Origin of the sequence: Nostoc sp. UHCC 0252 (genome assembly GCF_034931145.1) — a bacterium.
Classification (GTDB): domain Bacteria; phylum Cyanobacteriota; class Cyanobacteriia; order Cyanobacteriales; family Nostocaceae; genus Nostoc.
The window spans coordinates 37,257-58,581 of sequence record NZ_JAYGHE010000008.1; the positions used below are offsets into that span (position 1 = coordinate 37,257).

Consider the following 21,325-nt stretch of genomic DNA (forward strand, 5'->3'; position numbering starts at 1 on the left):
GTATCCAAGTTTTCAGAAACAGTATCTGACCGTTCGGATGAATTTGATTCTATTTTTTTCCTTTGCTCTGCCTCTTCTTCCTGGGACAATACTTTAATTTGGACACTGTATTGCCAAGGTTTACCGAGTAGATCCGACATCAAATCGCCGCTACAGCGCAACTCCCAAATCCCCGCATCAAAGTAGGTAAAAGGAATTACCGCCATTAAGCCTTCTGAATTAGTGCGACGCGATCGCTTGAAAATTCGCCGCGTTGGTTGAATTTCGTGGGTTGATGAGTGAGTTACACGCACTTCTACGTCTGTATTAAGAAGACTAGAACGAGCCAGAACTCTATACTGCCCTTCCAAAATTCCAAAATTTGGCGATTCTAGGATATGCCACGAGCGAGCGCCTTGTTCCTGTATCAGAAATTGCCAGTGTTCCATTGTGAGTGATGCCCAGACCGACGAGCCGCCGAGTAATATTGTGTATTAACTTGCTTGCAAGTTTACCCCAGTATTTTGGAAATGCACCCCTTTAATGGCTATCTAGTTAACTCAGCTTTACTTACCTGACTTTTAACCCTTTAACTACTAGTATCAATAGATTTTCAATGGATTGCCGTATTGCTTATATGTAAAGCTTTTATTGCTTCTTAAATATTAACTTTGACGCTATCCATTGCTGAATTAACAAGGATGCAATGGATAGCGTTGGCTGTCTCTGCTCAACTTAAGGCAAATATTTTTGTATTATTTTTTACTGAAATGCCCAATTTGCCATAGACACAACATACAATAAAAAATTAATATTTACTTGACAAGTGTTAGTGAATTGTGGTTTTCCACATTTTGCTACGAAGAGGTAGGATGTGGCTTTTAAGTGTCCTGTGCGATCGCAAAGCGTCATCGCAAATTACTAACTTAACCGCGCAGCAAGCGCCCAAACTACCAAAAGCGGTTCAAGGACGTATCCTCGCCTGAGTGAAATGTGGGTGACAATAAGAATTTACAGGAGGGATTCGATGCTAGTCATTCTAATGGACGAGCAAATCCTTGCCCCTGAGCAAGTTTGCCAGTCTTGTTTACTCGCTGACAGGAGCGGTCAACCCCGTTGGCGTGGAGGTGAACTGCGTTGTGGTCAAGCCATTCGCAAACTTACTCAACAGCAGCCAGACCAGTATGAGTGCATGATGGGCTTTCGCATCGCCCATATAGAATAGTTTAATTTGCCAGCAAGACCAAGCAACTGCGTTATCCTAAGCTCAAGTAACTATATAAATTTAACCACAGGAGAACGCATAATGTCTTGGCGCGGATCTACAACTGTTTCAGATCGGATTTTTGCTTGTTTGCCTTATTTGCTTCCTCTAGTTGAGGTTTTTGTATTTGGCAGATATTTATTCTCAGATTTCCCACCGCTACAACTACTGTTTTTGCCGCTTATACCATTGTTGAATATTTACTACGGTGTGCGTTATGCAGGAATGATTATTTTCTTTGCTTTATTTTTGCTGGTAGTTAGAAACGAAAAAATTAGTCACTTTATTCGTTTCAACACCATGCAAGCAATCCTCTTGGACATTATTATCTTTTTGTTTAACATCCTCACCGATCTTGTGGGACTAATTCCCGTTGGTGGTTTTGCAATCCAAACCCTATCCACAACCATTTTTATCGGCATAGTAGGGGCAGTTGCATATTCAGTCATCCAATCTGTAACCGGGCGTTATGCGGAAATTCCAGCAATTTCTGATGCAGTATACATGCAAGTGCGCTAGTTGTTAACGAGCCACTACGGTGTTTTCCAGGCGACCAATACCTTCAATTTCGACGCGGACGCGATCGCCTGGATGCAATGAACTTACACCCTCCGGTGTACCTGTAAGTATCAAATCACCGGGTAGTAGCGTCATAACCTGGCTAATGTAAGAAACTATAACATCGGGAGAAAACACCATCTGATCGATACAGGCAGATTGGACAGGGTTAGCATCGTCATTCACAAAAGTCTGCAATTTTGCGCCTGGATTTAACTCCCGCACAATCCAAGGGCCCAAAGGACAGAAAGTATCAAAACCTTTGGCTCGCGTCCATTGACCATCCAGTTTTTGCAAATCCCGCGCTGTTACATCATTAGCGATGGTGTAGCCCCAAATTTTGGTTTGGGCTACCTCTGGTGTACATTCAAAGGCATAATCACCAATCACTAAAGCTAACTCTCCTTCGTAGTCAACCCTTTGTGACTGGGGAGGATACTTGATTTCCCTCTCAGACGGAATGATAGATGTGGGTGGCTTGAAAAATATTAGTGGCTCAGAAGGTACTGGAGTTCCCATTTCGGCTGCATGATCGGCATAATTCTTACCCACCGCCACAATTTTTGAGGGAGCGCAAGGAGCCAGAATTTGGTAATTTTCTGGGGTCAAAGTTAAATCAGTGGGTTGTCCTTGCAACCAGGGCGGAGCATCTAGCACCTGCACATTTAGGGATAGTTGTAGTATCCCATAGTAAATCTGTCCTTCTTGATTTTGAATTCGCACATAGCGCTGCGCCATAACCTTGATGAATATCCTTTTATCTGCGATTGGAAATTGTGAGTAAGTAGCAATTCTCAGTGAGCTTTTTAGCAAATCGATTTACCCTTGAGCCTGAAAGCCGCTATAGATGCTTTTAGAAATTAATTCCCTATTAGCGTCTCCTCACTCCCCTGGCGGGTCAGCAAGAGGCTTATTTTGGAATCAGCTATAGAAATCTGGGGGTCGCCTCACGATCTAGTTTTCATTAGGGACATCCAAAAAAATCTAAACTTTGGCGATTTGGCTAATGATTCAAATTTAAAACTGGTAAGATTATAGTTCCTTGTTGCTTCCGATGTTGATTAATACTGGTATTTAAAATTTAAATCAAGTATAAATTAGGATCAGCAACCGTTTTTGTCCAAAAGGAAACTGGAAAATATGACTACAAGTTACGAAACAATGTACATCCTGCGCCCTGACTTGGGAGAGGAACAGGTAGAGCAAGCAGTTACTAAATATCAGAATTTGCTTCGCGATCAAGGCGCTGAGGATATCCAAATTCAAAATCGTGGTAAGCGTCGTCTAGCTTACGAAATCAAAAAACACCGCGATGGTATTTATATTCAGTTAAACTACACTGCACCTGCAACTGCGATCGCCCCCTTTGAACGCGCCATGCGCTTAAGTGAAGAAGTGATTCGTTATTTGACAGTTAAGCAGGAAATCGGAGAGGAAAAACCTCCTAAAGAGGAAAAGGAAAAGCCGACTAAAGTAGCTGCACCAGTCTAGGGAGCAGGGAGCAGGGAGCAGGGAGCAGGGAGCAGGGCGAAAAATACCAATTCCCAATTCCCAATTCCCAATTCCCAATTCAGTAAAATTTTGTCTTTTTCTTATTCAGTGACTTATATGGGAATGCTAAATTAACAAATACTTGCCAAAGGTAGTACTCCCGCAGTTATACCTAAGAGTGGACAAGATTCTGAATGGGAACGTAAGCTACTGTGAGCCAATCTGATACACCCAATATTCAAGTTCTCTCTACGGAAGTGTCGCAGCTACGACAAGAGTTGCAACTTCGTGATCAATTAGTACAACAACTATCTCAAGAACTCTTCCGGCTGGTAAAAGGCAATACTAGTTTTATGCCCCAGCAGCCGGAACCTGAGCGCGATTTTAGCCAGTTACAGGCTTTGCAAGAACAACTCCAAGCTGTAGAACAACAGGTAGCGTTCTACCAAGAGCAAATTACAACTCGTGACTCCGAAATTTACCAATTGCGACAGTCAGTCCAAGAACTTACAGATCGCACTCGGATGTTAGAGCAAGTAGTACAAGAGTTGCCTCAAATTTACCGTCGGAAGTTTGAGGAGCGGATGACACCAGTGAGAGAAAAGGTTGCAATGCTACAACGGGAAAATCGCCAACTGCAAGCAGAACTGCAAAGTGTAAGTTACCGTTTAGCACTCAAAACTCGCAATGCTAGTCACAGTGGGATTGATTTGCCAAATTTTCCCCGCCCAGCGTCGGAACAAAATAACATTTCGACTCCCCAAAATGCCTAAAATAGCCGTAATGCTGGAATCTTAAAGATGTAGAAACTAGCACATAAAGGCAAGAATGACTATGTAGTTATAGATAATTTAAATGGCAATTGTAACCTTGCTTGCCTCTTATCCTTATCTTCTCGTTGTTGCTTGGCGAATTGGTTCAGAATCGCTCATAGAAAACACTCGATTGGATGGTTGGTTTAAGAGGCTTGTACTTTATCCTACGCTAAATCACCGTCAAGATGGGTAATTTGTAAGGTAGCAAGTGTGACATAGAAAACCCCAGGCTTGCTTGCTCACTAACGCTTCCAGTATTTCCACTGGTGAAAAGACTGCCCTGTTGGCCAAGTTCCTGCCTATCTTGCTTTAGTTGTATTGGAAATCAAGCAATTAGCCTAAATTTAATTTAAGAACCCTAGCTTTAAAAGGCTGGAGAATATCAGAAAAATTGCATTTGTTTTAACCGATTTCAGTCATTTTCTACTAAACATGGTTTAGGTAGATGTGCTTTCAAGTTCAACAAAAAGATTTATCTGTCTACTTATTGATACTGCCTAACTACAAAACTATGAGCTTTCCTCAACATTCTTATCTAGATAAATAAAATTAAAAAACCAGCCTGCTAGCACCAGACTGTGATCTTTTAAAGATGTGAGGATATATTTAGAAAATGTGAAAAAATGCAAATATTGCTTGACTTCACCATCCTTCTAAAGATAGATTTATTGATCTAGGCTGCTAGCACCAGACTGTTATCTTTGAAAGTGGTAAAAATATCTTCATAAGTATTAAAAATTTCAAACACCGTATCTAATTGGGTAAGCTCCAAAATTAACCGTACAGGAGTTTGAACGTTGCATAAAACCAAACGACAACCACTTTGACGTGCAGCTTTCAGCCCTTTTACCAACGGAACTAGCCCAGAACTATCCATAAAATTAACTTCTGCTAAATCGATAACCCAGAGTTGATGAGACTGAGGCACTATTCCAGACATTTGTTCGCTCAAAGCCATACCGCCTTCTAAATCTATGCTTGCTTGGGGTTTGAACAAAATCACTTGAAGTTCTTGTGTAGGAGTCATGAATTTAACAAGGTAGTTGGAATACTTGACTGGAAATTGAAAAATCACATAAATACCTCTTCTTTTCCAACGGCAGAATGACTGTTTTACCCGGATATTTAGGGTATTGCAGCCGTGCAATTGAGAAAGATTGCTTCAGTATTCATGCCGTATAATTTATGATAACTTTCATAAGTATAGGCATAAGCTCCTAATAATTTCGGTATCAACCGTATCTTTTACAAGATTTTTATAACTTAACCACACATTTATAAAGTATTTGTAAATTTTTCTTATTTATTGTTAAATAAAATTTATTTGTGGTAGGGGATGCTAAAAGCTTCCATAGCTAGTATTCAAAAGTTAATAGTTTATATAGGGTATAAGCTATGGATCGCTCAGAATTAAAGTGATGACCGAATGAGTTAATGTAGCGGTTTGATTAACACCCCACCCAAAAACAAGCAAACAAAGATACTATAGTAAAAGTAAAAATTTGTAAAGACGGCGGTGCGGAATGTCTTTAGAACTGATTTCACTAGAAAATATCCAGGAATTGGCCCATAGTTACGGGTATTGGGCAATTTTTTTGGGAATTTTGCTAGAAAATTTAGGCATTCCCCTTCCTGGTGAAACCGTTACCTTAGTGGGTGGGTTTCTAGCTGGCAGCGATGAACTAAATTACTGGCTGGTTCTCGGTGATGCAGTTGCGGGTGCTGTCATTGGCGGCATTTGTGGCTATTGGATTGGTAGAGTTAGCGGTTGGGCTTTTCTGGTAAAAATTGGTAGCATATTTCGGATTTCTGAAGTGCGGCTGCTGAATATTAAAGATCAATTTAGCCAAAATGCTGCCAAAGGGGTATTTTTTGGACGTTTTTTGGCATTATTGCGGGTTTTTGCTGCACCACTAGCTGGTATAGCCGAAATGCCTTTTGCAAAATTCTTTTTATACAATTTTTTAGGAGCAGTTGCTTGGGCTAGTTTGATGGTGACATTAGCTTTTTTTGCTGGCAAAATTGTCTCTTTAGAACAATTGGTTGCTTGGGTGGGTCAATTTGCGATCGCAGCCTTGTTGATCATCACTGCCTTAATTGTTGTACCTCTGTGGTTAGAGTCTCGACAAGTTAAAGGAGCGAGTAGTGAAGAGTAGAAACGCGATTAATCGCGTTTATAGGGGTTAGGAGAGACGCGATTAATCGCGTCTGTACAGGAGTTAGGAGTAAGGTCAAAAGTGATTTTTTAATTTTCACTTTTGTATTTTGCTTTTTTAACTCCTAACTCCTAACTCCTAATTTTTAATAACTGCTAACCTTTAATTTGCTTTGACCAAATGCGAGTTGGTAGACCCCAAACATAGATAAACCCTTCAGCAGCTTTGTGATCAAATTGGTCTTCGGCTCCGTAGGTTGCCAAATCGGGAGTATAGAGGGAATGATCGCTCGAACGTCCAACTATCGTGGAGTTGCCCTTGAATAACTTTACTCGCACAGTTCCAGAGACTCGCTCTTGTGTCTTTTGAATAAAGGCATCCAGTGCAACTTTGAGTGGGCTGTACCACAAACCGTTGTAAACGATTTGGCTGTAAGTTTCTTCAATGCCACGCTTGTAATGAGTGACATCTGCTGTCAAAGTCAAGCTTTCTAAATCCCTATGTGCCTGAATTAGCACTAACATCGCGGGTGATTCGTAGATTTCCCGCGATTTGATGCCCACCAGACGGTTTTCAATCATATCGATCCGTCCAATGCCGTGATTTCCTACAAGCTGATTGAGTTGTTCAATTAGCTCAACTGGCTTTTGAGCTATGCCGTTGATGGTTGTGGGAATGCCACCTTGGAAACCAATTTCGATGTACTCTGGCTCATTGGGAGTATCAGCGATCGCTTTTGTCATCTCATAAATTTCTTCTGGTGGCTCAAATGACGGATCTTCGAGTAAACCAGCTTCAATACTACGACCGAGTAAATTCTTGTCAATGCTGTAGGGAGAGGATTTTTTGACTGGTGAGGGGATACCAAACTTTTCACCATAGGCAATGGTTTCCTCACGGCTCATACCCCATTCTCTGGCTGGTGCGAGGATCTTGATGTTGGGGTTGAGGGCGGTGACAGAGACATCAAAGCGAACCTGATCGTTACCTTTACCGGTGCAACCGTGAGCGATCGCATCAGCACCATATTTTTCAGCTGTTTCTACTAATATCTTAGCGATCAGTGGACGGGCAAGAGCAGTTCCTAGAGGATAGCGATTTTCATAGAGGGCGTTAGCTTGAATCGCTCCAAAGGCGTAATCTTTAACGAAGCTGTCTTTGACATCCGCCACGAGTGATTCACTTGCACCCGATTTCAAAGCTTTTTCTCGAACTGGCTCTAATTCATCCCCCTGGCCTAAATCTGCTGCTAGGGTAATCACCTCTTCCACACCCCACTCCTGTTTGAGGTAAGGGATGCAAACGGAAGTATCCACTCCGCCAGAATATGCCAGGACAACCTTTTTGGCGCGACCCATTAATTTCTCCACTTAGGACAACAAAGAATGAGTCATTATTATATCTGAAGTAATCCAGGTATATTTTATTCAGTTGCATGAATAATAAAATTCCCAACATCTTAGAGAAGTTGGGAATCTTAGCTTTAGTATTTTCATAAATTAAATAGATTGCGATCGTTTCTAGACAAAACTTTTTTAGATGGCTTTGTATCAGTTTTCACTAGACTAAATAAACATAAAAAATATACAGGGTGGATAATCCCACCCTGTTTTAGATGAATGTAAACTAACCGCCTGAAAGTTTATTCTTGATAATCTGGTTTAAGCTTTTGTGCTTGATGGTCTAAAAGATCCAATATTTTTACCCAAGAACAAACTCAACCCGAATACAGACAATCCAAGCATCAAACTTGGCTCTGGAACACTTGTGTAAGTAATGCTTTGAACGCCCCCACCAGTTGAATCGTTCAAATCGATAAAACTATCACGAAAGACATTAAAAGCGCTAGGTGTAAAATACAACCCAAAGCCCGCTTGGTTAAAAATTGTTCCCGAAAAGCCAGTGAAAACTGATGCTAAAGAGTCATCAGCTTCAGTGTATAACTGTCCACCATAAGTAGCAGAAATCTTTAAACTTCAGTGAATCATTTTTATGGCAATTTGGCGCTAACAAAAATGTTGCTAATCACAAGGACGAAAGTTCAGAGGCTTGAAACCTTTTAGTACTGAGTGGATGAGTAAAATTTTACTTTACAGGAAATTTATATGTACGTGAGAAGCTTAAAGATTTTATGATAATAATCTTTTGTTTGATATTTCTTAACCTGTACGCAGTGGTTAAAAGCTTATTTAAGTGAAATTACAGGACTATGTATTTTTTCACTTTGGAGTATTTTCTGATGAAATTAGCCAAAAATCTTGGTATTGCTACCGTTGCAGCTGCTATATCTGTTGCTGTTATGGGTACTAAACCCGTGCAAGCTGCCTTGGTTAATTACGCTTTCACTGTAAATGCCACATCTGGCGATAATCCTGGTCAGTATTTCGGCTCTTTTCAATACGATGACTCGACCTTAACCAATACAGGTCTTGAGACATTGGGAGTTGAGAATGGATTAGAAGTTGCATTCAGCTACTTAGGTACTAACTATACAGAAGCAGATGATACTGATTTCGACAGTTTTCCTATAGCCAGCTTTAACAATGGCGAAGTTTTAGGACTAAGCTATTTTGTTGCAGATCAGTTTGCGATCGGGAGCGACCCAAATACTCCAGATGTAGGAGGAAACAACTTTTATCTAATTGACCAATCAGTAAATACAACACAGGTGGGTACTGTAAGCTACACTAAAGTACCCGAACCGTTAGCTGTTGGTGGTACAGCTATTGCTGCTGTTATGGGATTGTGGATGCAACGTAAGAAGAGAGCAACAAAATTTGTAGGTTAATAGCTACAAGTAAATCACCTTACCCTTACCCATGTTTAGGGTTAAGGATTAAGGTGATTTAAAACTATTTAAGATACTGTAGTGACAAAAGAGCGATCGCTAAATGAATCTGTTCCTATCGTCTTTAGAGACCACCAACAACGCCACCATCATTACGGGTAATCACTACCGTTGATGAGCGTGGGCGACCTGATGGGCCATAACCTTGACTGTTAGGCCAATTGCTGGCGATCGTGGGATTCGAGGCATCCCCGCGATCGCCTGGATGCTGAATGTTGATAAACATCGCTTTACCATCTGGAGTGGTGATCACACCAGTCACCTCACAATCCGTAGGGCTGGTCAAGAAGCGCCTAACTTGTTTGGTATTGGGGTCAGCACACGACATAGTGTTGCTACCAATGTTTACCAAGTCACCAATACCATCGCCTGAGTGGTCGGTTTGAATCCAGAGGCGGCCGAAGTCGTCGAACCACAGACCATCTGGTGAACTGAAGTCGTCACCTTTAATGTTGCCTTGGAGATTTGGTTCGGGTCTAGTTTTGTCGCCAGCCTCAACAAAAATATCCCATTTGAAAGTAGTTGCTGTAACCTTCTGCCCATCTTCACGCCAGCGAATGATGTGACCGTAACGGTTATCAGGACGTGGGTTAGGAGGATTCACGGGAGGACGCGCACTACCTCCTGCGGTTGTGCCGTCTGGCTGGTTGGAGGAAACTGGAGTTGTGCCCCGACGATTATTGTTGGTCAATGTGCAGTAGACTTCAATCTCTTTATATCCGCCGATGCGAGGACGCACAGCCACCCACTCTGGACGATCCATCATAGTTGCGCCGACGCGATCGCCAGCTTGTCTTGTCTTAACAAGCACTTCAGCCTGATTTCTGAAACCGTTCTCTGGTGTCAAACCACGCTGACCGTAGACCAAAGGAATCCACTCGCCAGTACCGTTGTCATTGAATTTGGCAACGTATAGAACACCGTTGTCGAGCAAATCGCGGTTAGCAGCACGATTGCCGGGATTGAAAGGTTGAGCGCAAACGAACTTGTAGATGTAATCGTTACGCTCGTCGTCACCCTGATAGAAAGCAACACGGTTATTGTCATCAACAACAACCTGAGCGCTCTCATGCTTGAACCGACCAAGGGCAGTACGCTTGACTGGTGTGCTTTGCGGATCGTAGGGATCAATCTCAACCACCCAGCCGAATAAATGGGGTTCAAGTGCGTTGGTGCGATTGTTGAAGCGTGGATCGACTTCATGCCAGCGATAGCCAAACCCTGATGCACTAAGTCCGTAGCGATTCTGTCCTGCTAATATCTCTGAGTCTTCGATCCCTGGAGTTGAAACTAACTGTTCACCAAGGTTGCCGAAGTAACCGTTCCAGTTCTCCTCACAGGTCAAGTAAGTGCCCCAAGGAGTGTAGCCGTGGGCACAGTTATTGAGAGTACCATAAGCCGTATAACCATCGTTGAGTGTGCCAGTGTCAACAGAACCAGTTGGCTGAATTGAAAACTTCTTCGACTTCAACAATGCATCGCCAGCCGCAGGCCCCGATACTCTCATCTCGGTGTTGCCGGTAATGCGGCGACCATAAGACGAATTACGATTGAAACCCCACTCATTGCCGTTCTTGGAAATTTCTACAACAGACACCCCATGAGCAGCCTGAGACTTCCGTACCTTGGCAATTGTGACTACATCCAGACCATCGGGATGCAAAATTGATTCTTGGGTATATTCATGATTCACGCACAGCAGACCAGTATTGATTGGCTGGTTTAAAAAGCCTCTAAGCGATCTTGCTTGTGAACTTACTGTCCGACCAACGACATTCCCTGGCTGTAAAGGGAAGTAGTGCATTCCATCATTGTGCATACCAAACTGCTTTTCTTGAGCAGCAGCATCTTGGGAGGCATCAGGTAGCCAAGTTGGGCCACCAGGTGCGATCGGATCTCCCCAAGCAATCAGTACTTTGGCTGTATAACCTTCAGGAACACTGACGAGATCCTTTTCCAGCAGCCCTGTAGCTGGGTTAAGTAGATTCGGTGGGATACTTTTAAAACCTATGCCAGCAAATCCCGTTCCTTTGGGAATCGGGGCTGCATCAACACTTTGCAGAAAGCCACCAATGGAAACATCTCCCAGAACAGTTAGCACCGACGTACCCACCGCCGTCATGATGAACCGCCGCCGACTCAGACTAACGCGATCAATCACATCACGAATTGACTCGTTACCAGATGGATTGAGAGTCAAATTGTTTTTAGGGTGCGAACGTCCTTTCATTCTTTGTTCTCCGTTTTAAGGCTTGCGAGGTTGCTATTCGGTTCATCTCTCAATAAAATGAGTTATTTGGTAAATAAAGACTTGATCTATTTACATAAATTACTTAGATATTTATTGAGATTTGACACATTTTTAACAGCCAATAAATAGTACTGAATAACAAGTTAAGACTGGCTGATGCTGCTTACGCAGAGAAAATGATCAATTTTTTATTACCTTAAGTATTCAGCATTAACATTAGGTTATATCTTGATTAATTAGAATTTATCAATTGTTATTTTTGACAAAAAAAGAGACTTTAAAAAGTAATATGACTTCAAGCATAAAGACCTATAGCTGTAAAAAAAATAAGATTGAACAGACATACAAAAACGCATATTTTAAAGTTTTAAATATGGTAAGCTTATATACCTGTTTTTAAATGCACAGCAAATATTGCATTATCAGCAGATTGAGTATTTCCGCAACCAGAGTTAGATAAGGAACAGTGTCAGCGTCGCATCTGTCCTATCCTGGAGAGGTATATAGTGTTGTGGGTGAGACTGTGTTTTTCAGCGTTGTAATACCAACTTATAATCGCCAACCGATTTTAGAAAAGTGCCTCCGGGCTTTAGAGGTGCAGCAATTGAGTCAACCAAATTTGGTTACTAATTACGAGATTGTCTTGGTAGATGATGGTTCTACTGATGGCACATTGGAGTGGTTAGCAGCACACAAAGACGAGTTTCTCCATGTGCGATGGTTTCAGCAAGATCACGCTGGCCCGGCTGCGGCTCGGAATTTGGGGGTAAAACAGGCGCTGGGAGACACAATTATCTTTATTGATAGTGATTTAGTAGTGTTGGATAATTTCTTGCAAGCTCATGCGGATGCATTAGTGCAGGGAAAGGAGAAATTGGGGAGCGATCGCTTTTTTACTTACGGTGCAGTTATTAATACTTGTAATTTCGATAATCCAACTGCTGAACCCTACAAAGTCACAGATTTCTCAGCAGCTTTTTTTGCTACGGGAAATGTAGCAATCCCCAAACATTGGTTAGATAAAGCCGGACTTTTTGACACGAGCTTTCAACTCTATGGCTGGGAAGATTTAGAATTAGGCGTGCGGCTGAAAAAACTAGGTTTGACACTAATTAAATGTCCAGAAGCAGTAGGATATCACTGGCATCCAGCATTTAAATTAGAGCAAATTCCCCGATTGATTGACCAAGAAATTCAACGCGGACGGATGGGAGTTTTGTTTTATCAAAAGCATCCTACATGGGAAGTGCGAATGATGATTCAAATGACTTGGCTGCATCGCTTACTTTGGGGGATTTTGTCACTTAATGGTGCATTAAATGAACGGACAATGGCTCCGTTATTGCAATGGCTAATTAACTTAGGTAAACCGCAATTGGCTTTAGAAATTGCCCGAGTTTTTCTTAACTGGTACAACGTGAAGGGTGTCTATGAAGCGTATGCTGAAATGCAGCAAACATCGTGATTAAAAAGTATTTATCCGGTTAAATCACGTTAAAATCGCCCCACCCATCAATCGCTCATATCGATATTTCAACTCTTCTTTCATCAAATACCAACGCTCTAAAGTTGCATCCATTTCTATTATTTTCTCAGCTGCTTGCCGTGCTAAAAGTAAAACTTCCTCATCATCAACCAAGCTCGCTAAGGTAAAATCTGGCACTCCAGATTGACGAGTTCCGAGTACTTGTCCTGGCCCACGAAAACGCATATCCATCTCGGAAATGAAAAAACCATCCTGAGATTGTTCCAACACTTTCAGCCGTTGTTGAGCATCAGGACTTCTGGAACTGCTCATCAACAAACAGTAAGATTGAGCCGCACCACGACCAACACGCCCCCGCAGTTGGTGGAGTTGCGATAAACCAAATCGCTCGGCATTTTCAATGAGCATTACTGTGGCATTAGGTACGTCTACACCTACCTCAACAACAGTAGTAGAAACCAAAATTTGCGTTTGGTTATCACGAAATTTGGTAATTGCTTCATCCTTATCGGCTGAACTCATGCGACCATGCAACAGCCCCACTTGAAAGTCGGGAAAAACGCTTTCCTGTAGCTTTTGATGCTCGTCAACAGCCGATCGCAGATCCAACTTTTCTGATTCTTCCACCAATGGCAAAACCACATAAACTTGTCTACCTTGGACAATTTCTCGGCGAATGAGGTCGTAAGCATGGTTGCGTTGCTGACCAGACAATACTGTTGTCTGAATCTTTTGTCGTCCTGGTGGTAACTCATCAATCTGGCTTACATCTAAATCCCCGTGTATGGTCAGTGCTAAGGTTCGGGGAATTGGAGTAGCTGTCATAGTTAACACATGAGGCTGATTGCCTTTTTGCTGCAAACGTGCCCGTTGTTCTACCCCAAAGCGATGCTGTTCATCTATCACCACTAACCCTAATTGCTGAAAATTTACAGGGTCTTGAATTAAGGCATGGGTTCCTACTAACAGAGGTAATTCACCAGTTCCTAACTGAGAATGTATTTGTCTTCGTTTTGCAGTTTTTGTGGAACCTGTCAGTAATTCCACTGGTAAATGCAAGAGGTTAAACCAACTAACTAACTTGCGATAATGTTGTTCTGCCAAAACTTCTGTGGGAGCCATCAGTGCCGCTTGGTAGCCAGATTGAATTGCTGCGAGGATAGCTAGCACGGCGACGACTGTTTTACCAGAACCGACATCACCTTGCACCAAACGATTCATCGGTACAGGTTTTTGTAAGTCGTTGAGAATGTCGTTGAGAACTCGTTGCTGTGCGCCAGTGAGTTTAAAAGGTAGTATTTCGTGGAATTTCTCTACAAGTTGGCCTCGCGGGACAAGGATGGCGCTAGTTTGAATCGCTCTTGCTTGCTGTTGACGTTGCAGTAACCCAAGTTGTAAGTAGAAAAATTCGTCAAAAACTAGGCGACGACGGGCAACTTGTAGAGCGTCGCTATCACTAGGAAAATGGATATTAGCGATCGCATCTTTCAATTCCATCAAACCATACTTCTGTCGCAAACCACTTGGCAAAGGGTCTTTTAGGTTAGCCGCAGCAGGTAAAGCAGTAATTACCGCCTGTCGCACTGTATTCGCCACCACGCCTTCAGTTAGTCCATAAATTGGCACTACCCGCCCAATATTTAGCGACTCAATCGAATCTCCTGGATTTGCCAAAACCTCTAGTTCTGGATTATCCAGTGTCAAGCCGTATTTGCTTTCTTTCACCAACCCACATGCCGCTAAAATACTACCCACTGGATAACGACGTTTTAAACTTTCTTGCCAAGCGCGACTACTAAAACGCGTACCTGCGTAAAAACGACCAATTTTGATTTGACCACTGTTATCTTTTACAACCAGTTCCAAAATTGATAATTTCTGATTTTTAGGGCTAGTAAAGCAATTACAACGCTTCACTGTAGCCACTATTGTCACCGTCTCACCTGCCTGTAACTCGCGGATATTCACCTGACGCGCATAATCAATATGGTCACGGGGATAGTAGAAAAGCAAGTCGCGCACAGTGTGTAAACCAAGCCGCGCCAAATTATCAGCTTTTTTGAAACCTATCTCTGGTAAATCGCTGAGTTTTTGGTCAATTTTCGGTGCAAGTCTCCGACTCACCTCGGCAACAATTGGAGATTTTGGATTTTGGATTTTTTTACCATGCTCTCGCGCTCCTCTGCTCCTCTGCTCCCCCTGCTCCCCCTGCTCTAGTTGTGAGAGATACCGACGAGTTTCTGCTACTAAATGTTGTCTTTCTTCTAGTGCCAGATGTGGATAACTAGCAAATTGTACCGCTAGTCCTTGCCAACGGCGGCGTTCAGTTTGGGGTAAGCCTGTTGGGAATTTGCCCAAAGTCAGACTCAGAAATTCACTGAAGCGGTATTGTCTACCCATCAAGTCTGTAAAGCCCCGTTCGGCTTCTATTGCCAAGGCTTTCTGCAATCGTATCCAATCTGGTTTTTCATTAGTCATTGTTATTGGTCATTAGTCATTAGTCATTAGTCATTAGTCATTGGTCATTGGTCATTTGACTCTGGACAAAGGACAAAGGACAAATGACTAATCCTCAAACCAACTAGCACGCCATGCAGCTTCAGCTTCAGCGATCGCCTTTTCTCGATGTTTCTTTTGATACTCTCGTCCTAGCTTGTTTAGCTGAACTAAAATACTGCGGATTTGCCTACGCTCAGAGGAAAGTGCCACATCAGCAAATTCAATTTCTCCTAGCCGCAGGTTAATAGCCATGATTTGTGTCAGCCCAGAATCTTCTGACTGCTGCTCATTTTCAATTTCAATTACTAAGTTTAATAAGTTTGGTGGCCCTGGCATAGCCTCGGCAGACGCTTCTGATGCCGCAGCCGCCGCAGCCGCTAAAATCGGTTCTGGTAATTTTTTGGGCAATACCCCAGATTTTTGTAATAAAAGATTAGCATCATGGGAAAGTTTTTTCAGTATCTCTTGCGTGACCTCTTCTAAGTTCTGCTGCCATTTTGCCAGTTCTATAGGATTAGAGGTGTCGGCGCTCGGAGGCTGAAAATTTGAGGTGTCGAGAAGTTCAGAAGATGTTACTTCTTTATTGCTCTCATCTTCGTCATCTCCCTTATCTACTTCAGCTTGCTCACTTTTAATACAACTGAGCAATTGCTCTGCTGCAACTTGACCCAACTTGCGGATAGCTTGTTGCAATTGTTGGCGCTGATTTAATGATAAATGCAGAAAGTTTTCGGGATATCCCTGTGTACAGAGATGATAACTCGCCAAAATCAACTGTTTTCGTACAGCTAGCCCCAAGGTGTTTAGATAACTAGCATCAGCGCTTTGTAGTTCTAGTGCGATCGCCCGAATCGCTTCTTTTAGTGCTGCAATATCCCGTTCAATTCGCTCGATTGCTCTTGCCATATCTTTTCGTTCTTGTCCATGTGAACTATTAAATAGTACAAATGTACGAATTTCTATAATAACTTCCCAAAGGATTTTAGATTTTAAATTAAATGCGATATTTCGCCTCTCTATTAAAAAAAATACAGGTCAGACTATTTGCTTGACCTGTTCTTTAACAAGTTAGGAGTTAATAATTATGAGTTACAAATTATGAAGCTAACTCCTCTACAGACGTGATAAATCGCATCTCTCCTAATCCTTGTACAGACGTGATAAATCGCGTCTCTAATATTACTTGCTGCCAATTTGTGCAGCGACTTCATCAGCAAAGCTAATCTCTTGTTTGTCAATGCCTTCGCCCAATATATAGCGGACAAAGCGAGTCACTTGAATCTCTGTGCCTAATTGGGTCTTCGCTTGCTTCAAGAGGTCTTCTACGGAAATACTCTGATCGCGAATGTAAGGCTGATCAATCAAAGTTAATTCTTTCAGGCGTTTTTCAATCCGTCCCTGAACAATCTTTTCTTTGATATTATCTGGCTTGTTGGCCAAATCATCCTTGCCCATTTCAATGTCTTTTTCCTTTTGGGCAATTTCGGCGGGGATTTGGTCTACGCTCACATACTCGACATTTGGACAAGCCGCGACTTGCATTGCAGTGTTCCGTGCCAAGCTTTGAAACTCTGGATTAGCAGCTACTGATTCCGTTTGAGAACCCAGTTCTACTAATACACCAACTCGACCGCCAGTGTGAATGTAGCTGTCTACTACACCTGGCGTGCCTTCTGCTAGTGCAAAATTGATAAAGCGACGCACTTGGATATTTTCACCAAGCGTAGCAATAGTTTGCTTGATAAATTCTTCTACAGTCGCGCTTGGATTCTCAACATATTGTTGAGCTAATAAAGACTCAACGCTATCAGCAGTTGCAGCTTGCTTTGCCAGGTTCTTAACTAAAGCTTTAAAAGCCTCGTTACGAGCCACAAAGTCAGTTTGACAGTTGACTTCGATGAGTACACCTACTCGACCACCGGGTTGAATGTAAGTGTCTACTAGACCTTCTGCCGCAATGCGATCGCTTTTCGCGCCTGCTTTAGAGATGCCCTTTTTCCGTAGCCAGTCTGCGGCTTCTTCTACATTGCCTTCAGTCTCTATCAGCGCTTTTTTGCAGTCCATCATGCCTGCACCAGTTTTTTGGCGTAGCTCTTGGACGAGTTTTGCAGATATTTCCGCCATGTTGCCTCAATTCCTAACTTGACCTCGAGTTGTAATCGCTCAACTAATTTAGTGCTGAGTGCTGAGTTTTGAGTGTTCAGTTATCAATTATTTTATTCTTCATTGACAAATCACAACTTACAACTTCAAAAATCAAGACTCAGCACTATCCAATTTGCTGAGTCTTTCTATCTTACTCAGCCCTCAGCACTCTTCACGGGCTAAACCTTAGCTTTCCGCTAACAGAACTATTCTTCTGTTGCCTCGTCGGGAATTACGGCATCAGTATATTCGGTTTCTTCGTAGTCATCGTCATACTCACTACCGTCGTAATCTTCGTAATCATCTTCAGCATCTAGCTGACCGTGACGACCTTCATAAATGGCATCCGCCAATTTTCCGACTATCAGCTTAATGGATCTGATAGCATCGTCGTTTGCTGGAATGGGGATATCTACTACATCTGGGTCACAGTTTGTATCCAACATGGACACAATGGGAATATTCAGCTTTTGGCATTCTTGAACTGCGTTATATTCCCGCCGTTGGTCTACGATTACCACAATATCGGGTACTTTCCGCATTGTTTTAATGCCGCCCAAATACTTCTGAAGCTTCGTCATTTCCCGACGTAGCATTGATGCTTCTTTTTTGGGTAACAAATCTAGTGCGCCAGTTTCTTCACGGCGTTCTAAATCTTTCAAACGATCTACCCGTGTTTTGATGGTTGCCCAGTTGGTCAACATTCCGCCCAACCAGCGTTGGTTAATATAGTGGGAACCACAACGGCTAGCTTCTTGGGCGATAATTCCAGCTGCTTGGCGCTTAGTGCCAACAAAAAGAAACTTCTTCCCTTGTTCAGCGTGCGATCGCATGTAGTTGTAAGCATTATCCATCAACTGGGCAGTTTGCACCAAGTCGATAATATGCACACCATTGCGGGAAGTATAAATGTAAGGAGACATTTTTGGGTTCCAACGCCGGGTCTGATGCCCAAAGTGAACCCCTGACTCCATCATTTGAGCCAATGAAACTACTGGCATATAAATTTTTAACTCCGATTCGGGTTAAACCTCCATCCAAGTGCATTTCCCAACCGGGAAACACCCGAATTCTTAGATGTGCGAGATTAGTTAACCATACTAGGTTAGCACATTTGCAAGAGTTTGGTGAGGCGATAAAATAGCGCTGCCCACTCAACAATAGGAAGCGCTATGCTTGTATTTAACTCAAAATTACGTTAGCGACACGAGAAAGCGAGTCCGCAAGCATCATTACGAATTACAAATTGCGGTCTTCTTGATCGTTCGGCTTGGGTTTTTGTCGCCGTTGTTCTATTTGATCGTCGATAGTTTCTCTCATTTTGCGATCGGCAGCGTCCATCGCAGAATACTTAAAGCGGTTGAGTATGCCACTGAAAAAGTTGCTGAAGAATCTTTCAATTTCTTGCATAATTTTATACCTCAGTATTTACAGGTAAATTTTTGACTCTGCATTGGTCTTGGACTTTCTAGTGGAAGTTGGAAATAAAACGCTAACCTATTCTCGAAGTATGTTTTAGTCTCGGAGCGTCTCTGGGTGCTTGAAGGGCTGGCGGTTTATTTATCCTTTGATTCAGTTTTGCTTGAGAATGACTGTATAAAACAGTCTACTCAATTAAATTAATATTGTTGAGATTTACTAGATTGAAACGCTGTAGACATTTATCTATTGTATTCTGTCTAAGGTAATAAATGTAGCAAAGGCACAAGTAACAAATTGTTTACTTGATATTGGACTGAGATATAACCAAAAACCTGCAAGATGATCTCGAAAGCGCTGATTTTCCGTTGTGAATGATGGCTGAAAAACTCAGACGTAGCAAATTGTCAACCTAGACAGGATAAAGTTTTTCAAACTGACTTGCAGAAAACTACATATATATTGGTTTCATACATGGTCTAAAATACTACTGATTCTCTTGCCGATAACGCTTAGGAGTCGTGTGCAGCATCCGTTGAAACACAGATGTCATGTGACTTTGGTCAGCAAATCCTGCTTCTACGGCTACCTGTACCAGCGATCGCTTTTGGTTTTGTAAGAGTTTTTGGGCCAGTTCCAGCCGACACCGGAGGACAATGCGTTCTAGAAAAGATTGGGAATATCCAAACACCACAAAACAAGCAGCATCTTCCACCGAAGTATAAGTACTGCCTTGAGGCACAATATCAAAACCTCCTGGTAGCGCTTGGTAAGGTTGCAGGCGATCGGCATTGAAAGCCGCAATCCCACGAGTTTCACCAAAACTTGTGACTACAAGGTTAAGTGGTGAGCGAATATTGACTTCTAAATGTCCTGGCGGAATGATTGCTACCATCAACTCTGGTGTTTCTAACCAGTGTCCCCACTGGGGTAGAGCTTCTAGTGGGGGCTGATCAAGAGGAATTTTACATTCTGGGGGATTAAATAGAAACTCTTTTAGCAGATTCATGGGTAGAGGCAATTAATAGCCATTTAAATGCAATACCCTATTGTCTCAAAAAGCAAATTTCAATATTCCGCAAGAATTGAAAAGACACTAACAATTGCAGTCAAGTATTTTCAAAGTTACGATTTTGATTCGAGTGATTGTCAATGCCTGTTCTGATTCCTATTTCAACCTTCTTTATCGGCTGTCATGGGCTAATTGCTCTGGGTTTATCCTATCGAGTGGCAATGGAACGCACCCGTACTCGGATTTGGCATGGTGCATCTTTATCTGAGGTTGCCTCACAGCCCAATTACCTAGAGCATCCGAATGCTTGGGCAGAATTTGTGGAAAGAATGACACAACAATCTATTGTCACGAAAAATATGGAAGAAGGGGTGTTGCAGCGTACTATCCGAGCGCATGGTAACTTTACAGAATACGTACCCCTTAGCCTCGCCTCATATTCCTAATCGCCCTAGAGTGGATGCAGGCTGGAAAGGGGCTGTTGTGGATGCTAGGCACTCTATTGACACTAGCTCGGATTGCACATGCCTGGGGATTAATACAGACCTATGGCCCATCACCGGGCAGAGCGATCGGTTTTTTCGGAACTTGGTTAGTTTATATCGTCGGCAGTCTGGCTTGTCTTTACTACAGCGTGCGGCAATTTTTATAATGCTTAAAGCAATTGATACCGACCTTTGGGTTGCTGAACAACCGCTAAAATATTTTGGCTTGGAAGTAGGGACGAGAATGAGTGTGATTCGTCTGACCAGTGGTAAATTAATGGTGATCTCGCCTATTGATATGGATGACGCAACTATCAATGAGCTAAATCAATTGGGAGAAGTGAGTTACATTGTCGTCCCCAACTTGTACCATCACCTATTTGTTGCTGACTTCAAGCTGTGCTACCCTCACGCCAAACTATGGGCAGTATCTGGGCTAGAACGCAAACGACCAGATTTGCAGATTGACTATATTATTAGCGATCGCAACATTCACCTAATTGACGGGGTTGAGTATTTGTTCATACAAGGATTTAACACATTGGATACTAGCGGATATTCACCGCTCAATGAATGCGTCTTTTTTCATATCAAAAGCCGAACTTTGATTGTCACCGACACAGTTTTCCATTTTGATAAACAATGTTCACCAAGTACAAGGTTAATAGCCAAACTTCTAGGTGGTTACAACCAACTTCGTCCATCGTTATTGGAGAAATTTGCAACTCAGAATAAAGCCAAAGTCAAATGCTCAATTCAACAGCTTCTTGCTTGGGATTTTGAACGAGTAATTATGGCGCATGGCAGCATAATTGAACAAAATGGTAAACCTCAGTTTAAAGCAGGTTATGAGTGGTTTTTAGAAACCTCTTTGTAGTAATACTTAACCCATAAGTTAAGTCAGCACGATAAAATCC

21 protein-coding genes and 1 pseudogene are annotated in these 21,325 nt (G+C 42.4%); 11 read left to right on the forward strand and 11 right to left on the reverse strand.

The genetic code is table 11. The features are described from left to right. Nucleotides 1-428: pseudogene (locus VB732_RS07415) on the reverse strand (hypothetical protein); the annotation flags it as partial. A 578-nt stretch (nucleotides 429-1,006) separates the two neighbouring features. Here VB732_RS07415 and VB732_RS07420 point away from each other — a divergent pair. Continuing rightward, nucleotides 1,007-1,204 carry a hypothetical protein gene (locus VB732_RS07420; protein WP_041565682.1) on the forward strand — a complete coding sequence of 66 codons (198 nt, stop codon included), beginning with the start codon at nucleotides 1,007-1,009 and terminating at the stop codon, nucleotides 1,202-1,204. Between the two features lie 81 nt (nucleotides 1,205-1,285). Then, nucleotides 1,286-1,762 carry a Tic20 family protein gene (locus tag VB732_RS07425; RefSeq protein WP_323230174.1) on the forward strand — a complete coding sequence of 159 codons (477 nt, stop codon included), beginning with the start codon at nucleotides 1,286-1,288 and terminating at the stop codon, nucleotides 1,760-1,762. A gap of 3 nt (nucleotides 1,763-1,765) precedes the next feature. On the opposite strand, the gene VB732_RS07430 is transcribed toward VB732_RS07425, so the two are convergent. Further along, complete coding sequence (locus VB732_RS07430; RefSeq protein WP_323230175.1) at nucleotides 1,766-2,539, reverse strand: fumarylacetoacetate hydrolase family protein; 774 nt, start codon at nucleotides 2,537-2,539, stop codon at nucleotides 1,766-1,768. Between the two features lie 402 nt (nucleotides 2,540-2,941). Here VB732_RS07430 and rpsF point away from each other — a divergent pair, with 402 nt between their 5' ends. From rpsF to VB732_RS07445, 3 genes are all read left to right on the forward strand, one after another. After that, nucleotides 2,942-3,292 (forward strand): 30S ribosomal protein S6, encoded by a 351-nt coding sequence (gene rpsF / locus VB732_RS07435; protein ID WP_323230176.1) that lies wholly within the window; start codon nucleotides 2,942-2,944, stop codon nucleotides 3,290-3,292. Between the two features lie 212 nt (nucleotides 3,293-3,504). Then, nucleotides 3,505-4,065 carry an Npun_F5560 family protein gene (locus tag VB732_RS07440; protein WP_323230177.1) on the forward strand — a complete coding sequence of 187 codons (561 nt, stop codon included), beginning with the start codon at nucleotides 3,505-3,507 and terminating at the stop codon, nucleotides 4,063-4,065. Nucleotides 4,066-4,147: 82 nt separating this feature from the next. Next, entirely contained in the window at nucleotides 4,148-4,300 is a 153-nt protein-coding gene (locus tag VB732_RS07445; protein WP_323230178.1) for a hypothetical protein, read from the forward strand. A gap of 480 nt (nucleotides 4,301-4,780) precedes the next feature. On the opposite strand, the gene VB732_RS07450 is transcribed toward VB732_RS07445, so the two are convergent. Next, the gene (locus VB732_RS07450; protein ID WP_323230179.1) at nucleotides 4,781-5,134 is read right to left on the reverse strand and encodes an STAS domain-containing protein; all 354 of its coding nucleotides are present in this window, start codon (nucleotides 5,132-5,134) and stop codon (nucleotides 4,781-4,783) included. Between the two features lie 496 nt (nucleotides 5,135-5,630). On the opposite strand from VB732_RS07450, the gene VB732_RS07455 reads away from it, so the two are divergent. Then, nucleotides 5,631-6,263, forward strand: coding sequence for a DedA family protein (locus VB732_RS07455; protein ID WP_323230180.1), 633 nt, complete (start codon nucleotides 5,631-5,633; stop codon nucleotides 6,261-6,263). A gap of 155 nt (nucleotides 6,264-6,418) precedes the next feature. Here VB732_RS07455 and VB732_RS07460 read toward each other — a convergent pair whose 3' ends face one another. Beyond that, complete coding sequence (locus tag VB732_RS07460) at nucleotides 6,419-7,621, reverse strand: argininosuccinate synthase (RefSeq protein ID WP_323230181.1); 1,203 nt, start codon at nucleotides 7,619-7,621, stop codon at nucleotides 6,419-6,421. A gap of 881 nt (nucleotides 7,622-8,502) precedes the next feature. Here VB732_RS07460 and VB732_RS07465 point away from each other — a divergent pair. Continuing rightward, nucleotides 8,503-9,051: a PEP-CTERM sorting domain-containing protein gene (locus VB732_RS07465; RefSeq protein WP_323230182.1), complete on the forward strand. Its 549-nt coding sequence runs from the start codon at nucleotides 8,503-8,505 to the stop codon at nucleotides 9,049-9,051. Nucleotides 9,052-9,175: 124 nt separating this feature from the next. Here the strand turns inward: VB732_RS07465 and VB732_RS07470 are convergent, their stop codons facing one another. Beyond that, complete coding sequence (locus tag VB732_RS07470) at nucleotides 9,176-11,341, reverse strand: PhoX family phosphatase (protein ID WP_323230183.1); 2,166 nt, start codon at nucleotides 11,339-11,341, stop codon at nucleotides 9,176-9,178. Nucleotides 11,342-11,828: 487 nt separating this feature from the next. On the opposite strand from VB732_RS07470, the gene VB732_RS07475 reads away from it, so the two are divergent. After that, the gene (locus tag VB732_RS07475; protein ID WP_323230184.1) at nucleotides 11,829-12,827 is read left to right on the forward strand and encodes a glycosyltransferase family 2 protein; all 999 of its coding nucleotides are present in this window, start codon (nucleotides 11,829-11,831) and stop codon (nucleotides 12,825-12,827) included. A gap of 24 nt (nucleotides 12,828-12,851) precedes the next feature. Here VB732_RS07475 and recG read toward each other — a convergent pair whose 3' ends face one another. From recG to VB732_RS07505, 6 genes are all read right to left on the reverse strand, one after another. Further along, nucleotides 12,852-15,326: an ATP-dependent DNA helicase RecG gene (gene recG, locus VB732_RS07480; RefSeq protein ID WP_323230185.1), complete on the reverse strand. Its 2,475-nt coding sequence runs from the start codon at nucleotides 15,324-15,326 to the stop codon at nucleotides 12,852-12,854. An 87-nt stretch (nucleotides 15,327-15,413) separates the two neighbouring features. After that, nucleotides 15,414-16,253, reverse strand: a complete 840-nt coding sequence (locus VB732_RS07485) for a hypothetical protein (RefSeq protein WP_323230186.1) — start codon at nucleotides 16,251-16,253, stop codon at nucleotides 15,414-15,416. A 273-nt stretch (nucleotides 16,254-16,526) separates the two neighbouring features. Continuing rightward, entirely contained in the window at nucleotides 16,527-17,471 is a 945-nt protein-coding gene (gene tsf / locus VB732_RS07490; protein ID WP_323230187.1) for a translation elongation factor Ts, read from the reverse strand. 227 nt (nucleotides 17,472-17,698) lie between these two features. Beyond that, nucleotides 17,699-18,493, reverse strand: coding sequence for a 30S ribosomal protein S2 (rpsB, locus tag VB732_RS07495; RefSeq protein WP_323230188.1), 795 nt, complete (start codon nucleotides 18,491-18,493; stop codon nucleotides 17,699-17,701). 238 nt (nucleotides 18,494-18,731) lie between these two features. Further along, nucleotides 18,732-18,902, reverse strand: a complete 171-nt coding sequence (locus VB732_RS07500; protein ID WP_322639848.1) for a hypothetical protein — start codon at nucleotides 18,900-18,902, stop codon at nucleotides 18,732-18,734. Between the two features lie 496 nt (nucleotides 18,903-19,398). Then, entirely contained in the window at nucleotides 19,399-19,920 is a 522-nt protein-coding gene (locus tag VB732_RS07505; RefSeq protein WP_323230189.1) for a helix-turn-helix transcriptional regulator, read from the reverse strand. Nucleotides 19,921-20,063: 143 nt separating this feature from the next. Between VB732_RS07505 and VB732_RS07510 the strand changes: the two genes are divergently transcribed. Genes VB732_RS07510 through VB732_RS07520 form a run of 3 tightly spaced genes read left to right on the forward strand, consistent with a single transcriptional unit; the run spans nucleotide 20,064 to nucleotide 21,285 of the window. Beyond that, nucleotides 20,064-20,369: an MAPEG family protein gene (locus VB732_RS07510; protein ID WP_323230190.1), complete on the forward strand. Its 306-nt coding sequence runs from the start codon at nucleotides 20,064-20,066 to the stop codon at nucleotides 20,367-20,369. A gap of 41 nt (nucleotides 20,370-20,410) precedes the next feature. Next, nucleotides 20,411-20,575, forward strand: coding sequence for an MAPEG family protein (locus VB732_RS07515; protein WP_323230191.1), 165 nt, complete (start codon nucleotides 20,411-20,413; stop codon nucleotides 20,573-20,575). Next, a complete protein-coding gene (locus VB732_RS07520) occupies nucleotides 20,575-21,285 on the forward strand; it encodes a DUF4336 domain-containing protein (RefSeq protein ID WP_323230192.1) in 711 nt (236 codons plus the stop codon). Before VB732_RS07515 ends, VB732_RS07520 begins: the two co-directional genes overlap by 1 nt. Nucleotides 21,286-21,325: the final 40 nt, after the last annotated feature.

Bases quoted from the DNA above. Each gene is read 5' to 3' on its own strand.
- VB732_RS07485 (WP_323230186.1), bottom strand. From the start codon at position 16,253: ATGGCAAGAGCAATCGAGCGAATTGAACGGGATATTGCAGCACTAAAA.
- VB732_RS07425 (WP_323230174.1), top strand. From the start codon at position 1,286: ATGTCTTGGCGCGGATCTACAACTGTTTCAGATCGGATTTTTGCTTGT.
- VB732_RS07450 (WP_323230179.1), bottom strand. From the start codon at position 5,134: ATGACTCCTACACAAGAACTTCAAGTGATTTTGTTCAAACCCCAAGCA.
- VB732_RS07510 (WP_323230190.1), top strand. From the start codon at position 20,064: ATGCCTGTTCTGATTCCTATTTCAACCTTCTTTATCGGCTGTCATGGG.
- VB732_RS07460 (WP_323230181.1), bottom strand. From the start codon at position 7,621: ATGGGTCGCGCCAAAAAGGTTGTCCTGGCATATTCTGGCGGAGTGGAT.
- VB732_RS07420 (WP_041565682.1), top strand. From the start codon at position 1,007: ATGCTAGTCATTCTAATGGACGAGCAAATCCTTGCCCCTGAGCAAGTT.
- VB732_RS07470 (WP_323230183.1), bottom strand. From the start codon at position 11,341: ATGAAAGGACGTTCGCACCCTAAAAACAATTTGACTCTCAATCCATCT.
- recG (WP_323230185.1), bottom strand. From the start codon at position 15,326: ATGACTAATGAAAAACCAGATTGGATACGATTGCAGAAAGCCTTGGCA.
- tsf (WP_323230187.1), bottom strand. From the start codon at position 17,471: ATGGCGGAAATATCTGCAAAACTCGTCCAAGAGCTACGCCAAAAAACT.
- rpsB (WP_323230188.1), bottom strand. From the start codon at position 18,493: ATGCCAGTAGTTTCATTGGCTCAAATGATGGAGTCAGGGGTTCACTTT.
- VB732_RS07500 (WP_322639848.1), bottom strand. From the start codon at position 18,902: ATGCAAGAAATTGAAAGATTCTTCAGCAACTTTTTCAGTGGCATACTC.
- VB732_RS07520 (WP_323230192.1), top strand. From the start codon at position 20,575: ATGCTTAAAGCAATTGATACCGACCTTTGGGTTGCTGAACAACCGCTA.
- VB732_RS07505 (WP_323230189.1), bottom strand. From the start codon at position 19,920: ATGAATCTGCTAAAAGAGTTTCTATTTAATCCCCCAGAATGTAAAATT.
- rpsF (WP_323230176.1), top strand. From the start codon at position 2,942: ATGACTACAAGTTACGAAACAATGTACATCCTGCGCCCTGACTTGGGA.
- VB732_RS07445 (WP_323230178.1), top strand. From the start codon at position 4,148: ATGGCAATTGTAACCTTGCTTGCCTCTTATCCTTATCTTCTCGTTGTT.
- VB732_RS07455 (WP_323230180.1), top strand. From the start codon at position 5,631: ATGTCTTTAGAACTGATTTCACTAGAAAATATCCAGGAATTGGCCCAT.
- VB732_RS07465 (WP_323230182.1), top strand. From the start codon at position 8,503: ATGAAATTAGCCAAAAATCTTGGTATTGCTACCGTTGCAGCTGCTATA.
- VB732_RS07430 (WP_323230175.1), bottom strand. From the start codon at position 2,539: ATGGCGCAGCGCTATGTGCGAATTCAAAATCAAGAAGGACAGATTTAC.
- VB732_RS07515 (WP_323230191.1), top strand. From the start codon at position 20,411: ATGCTAGGCACTCTATTGACACTAGCTCGGATTGCACATGCCTGGGGA.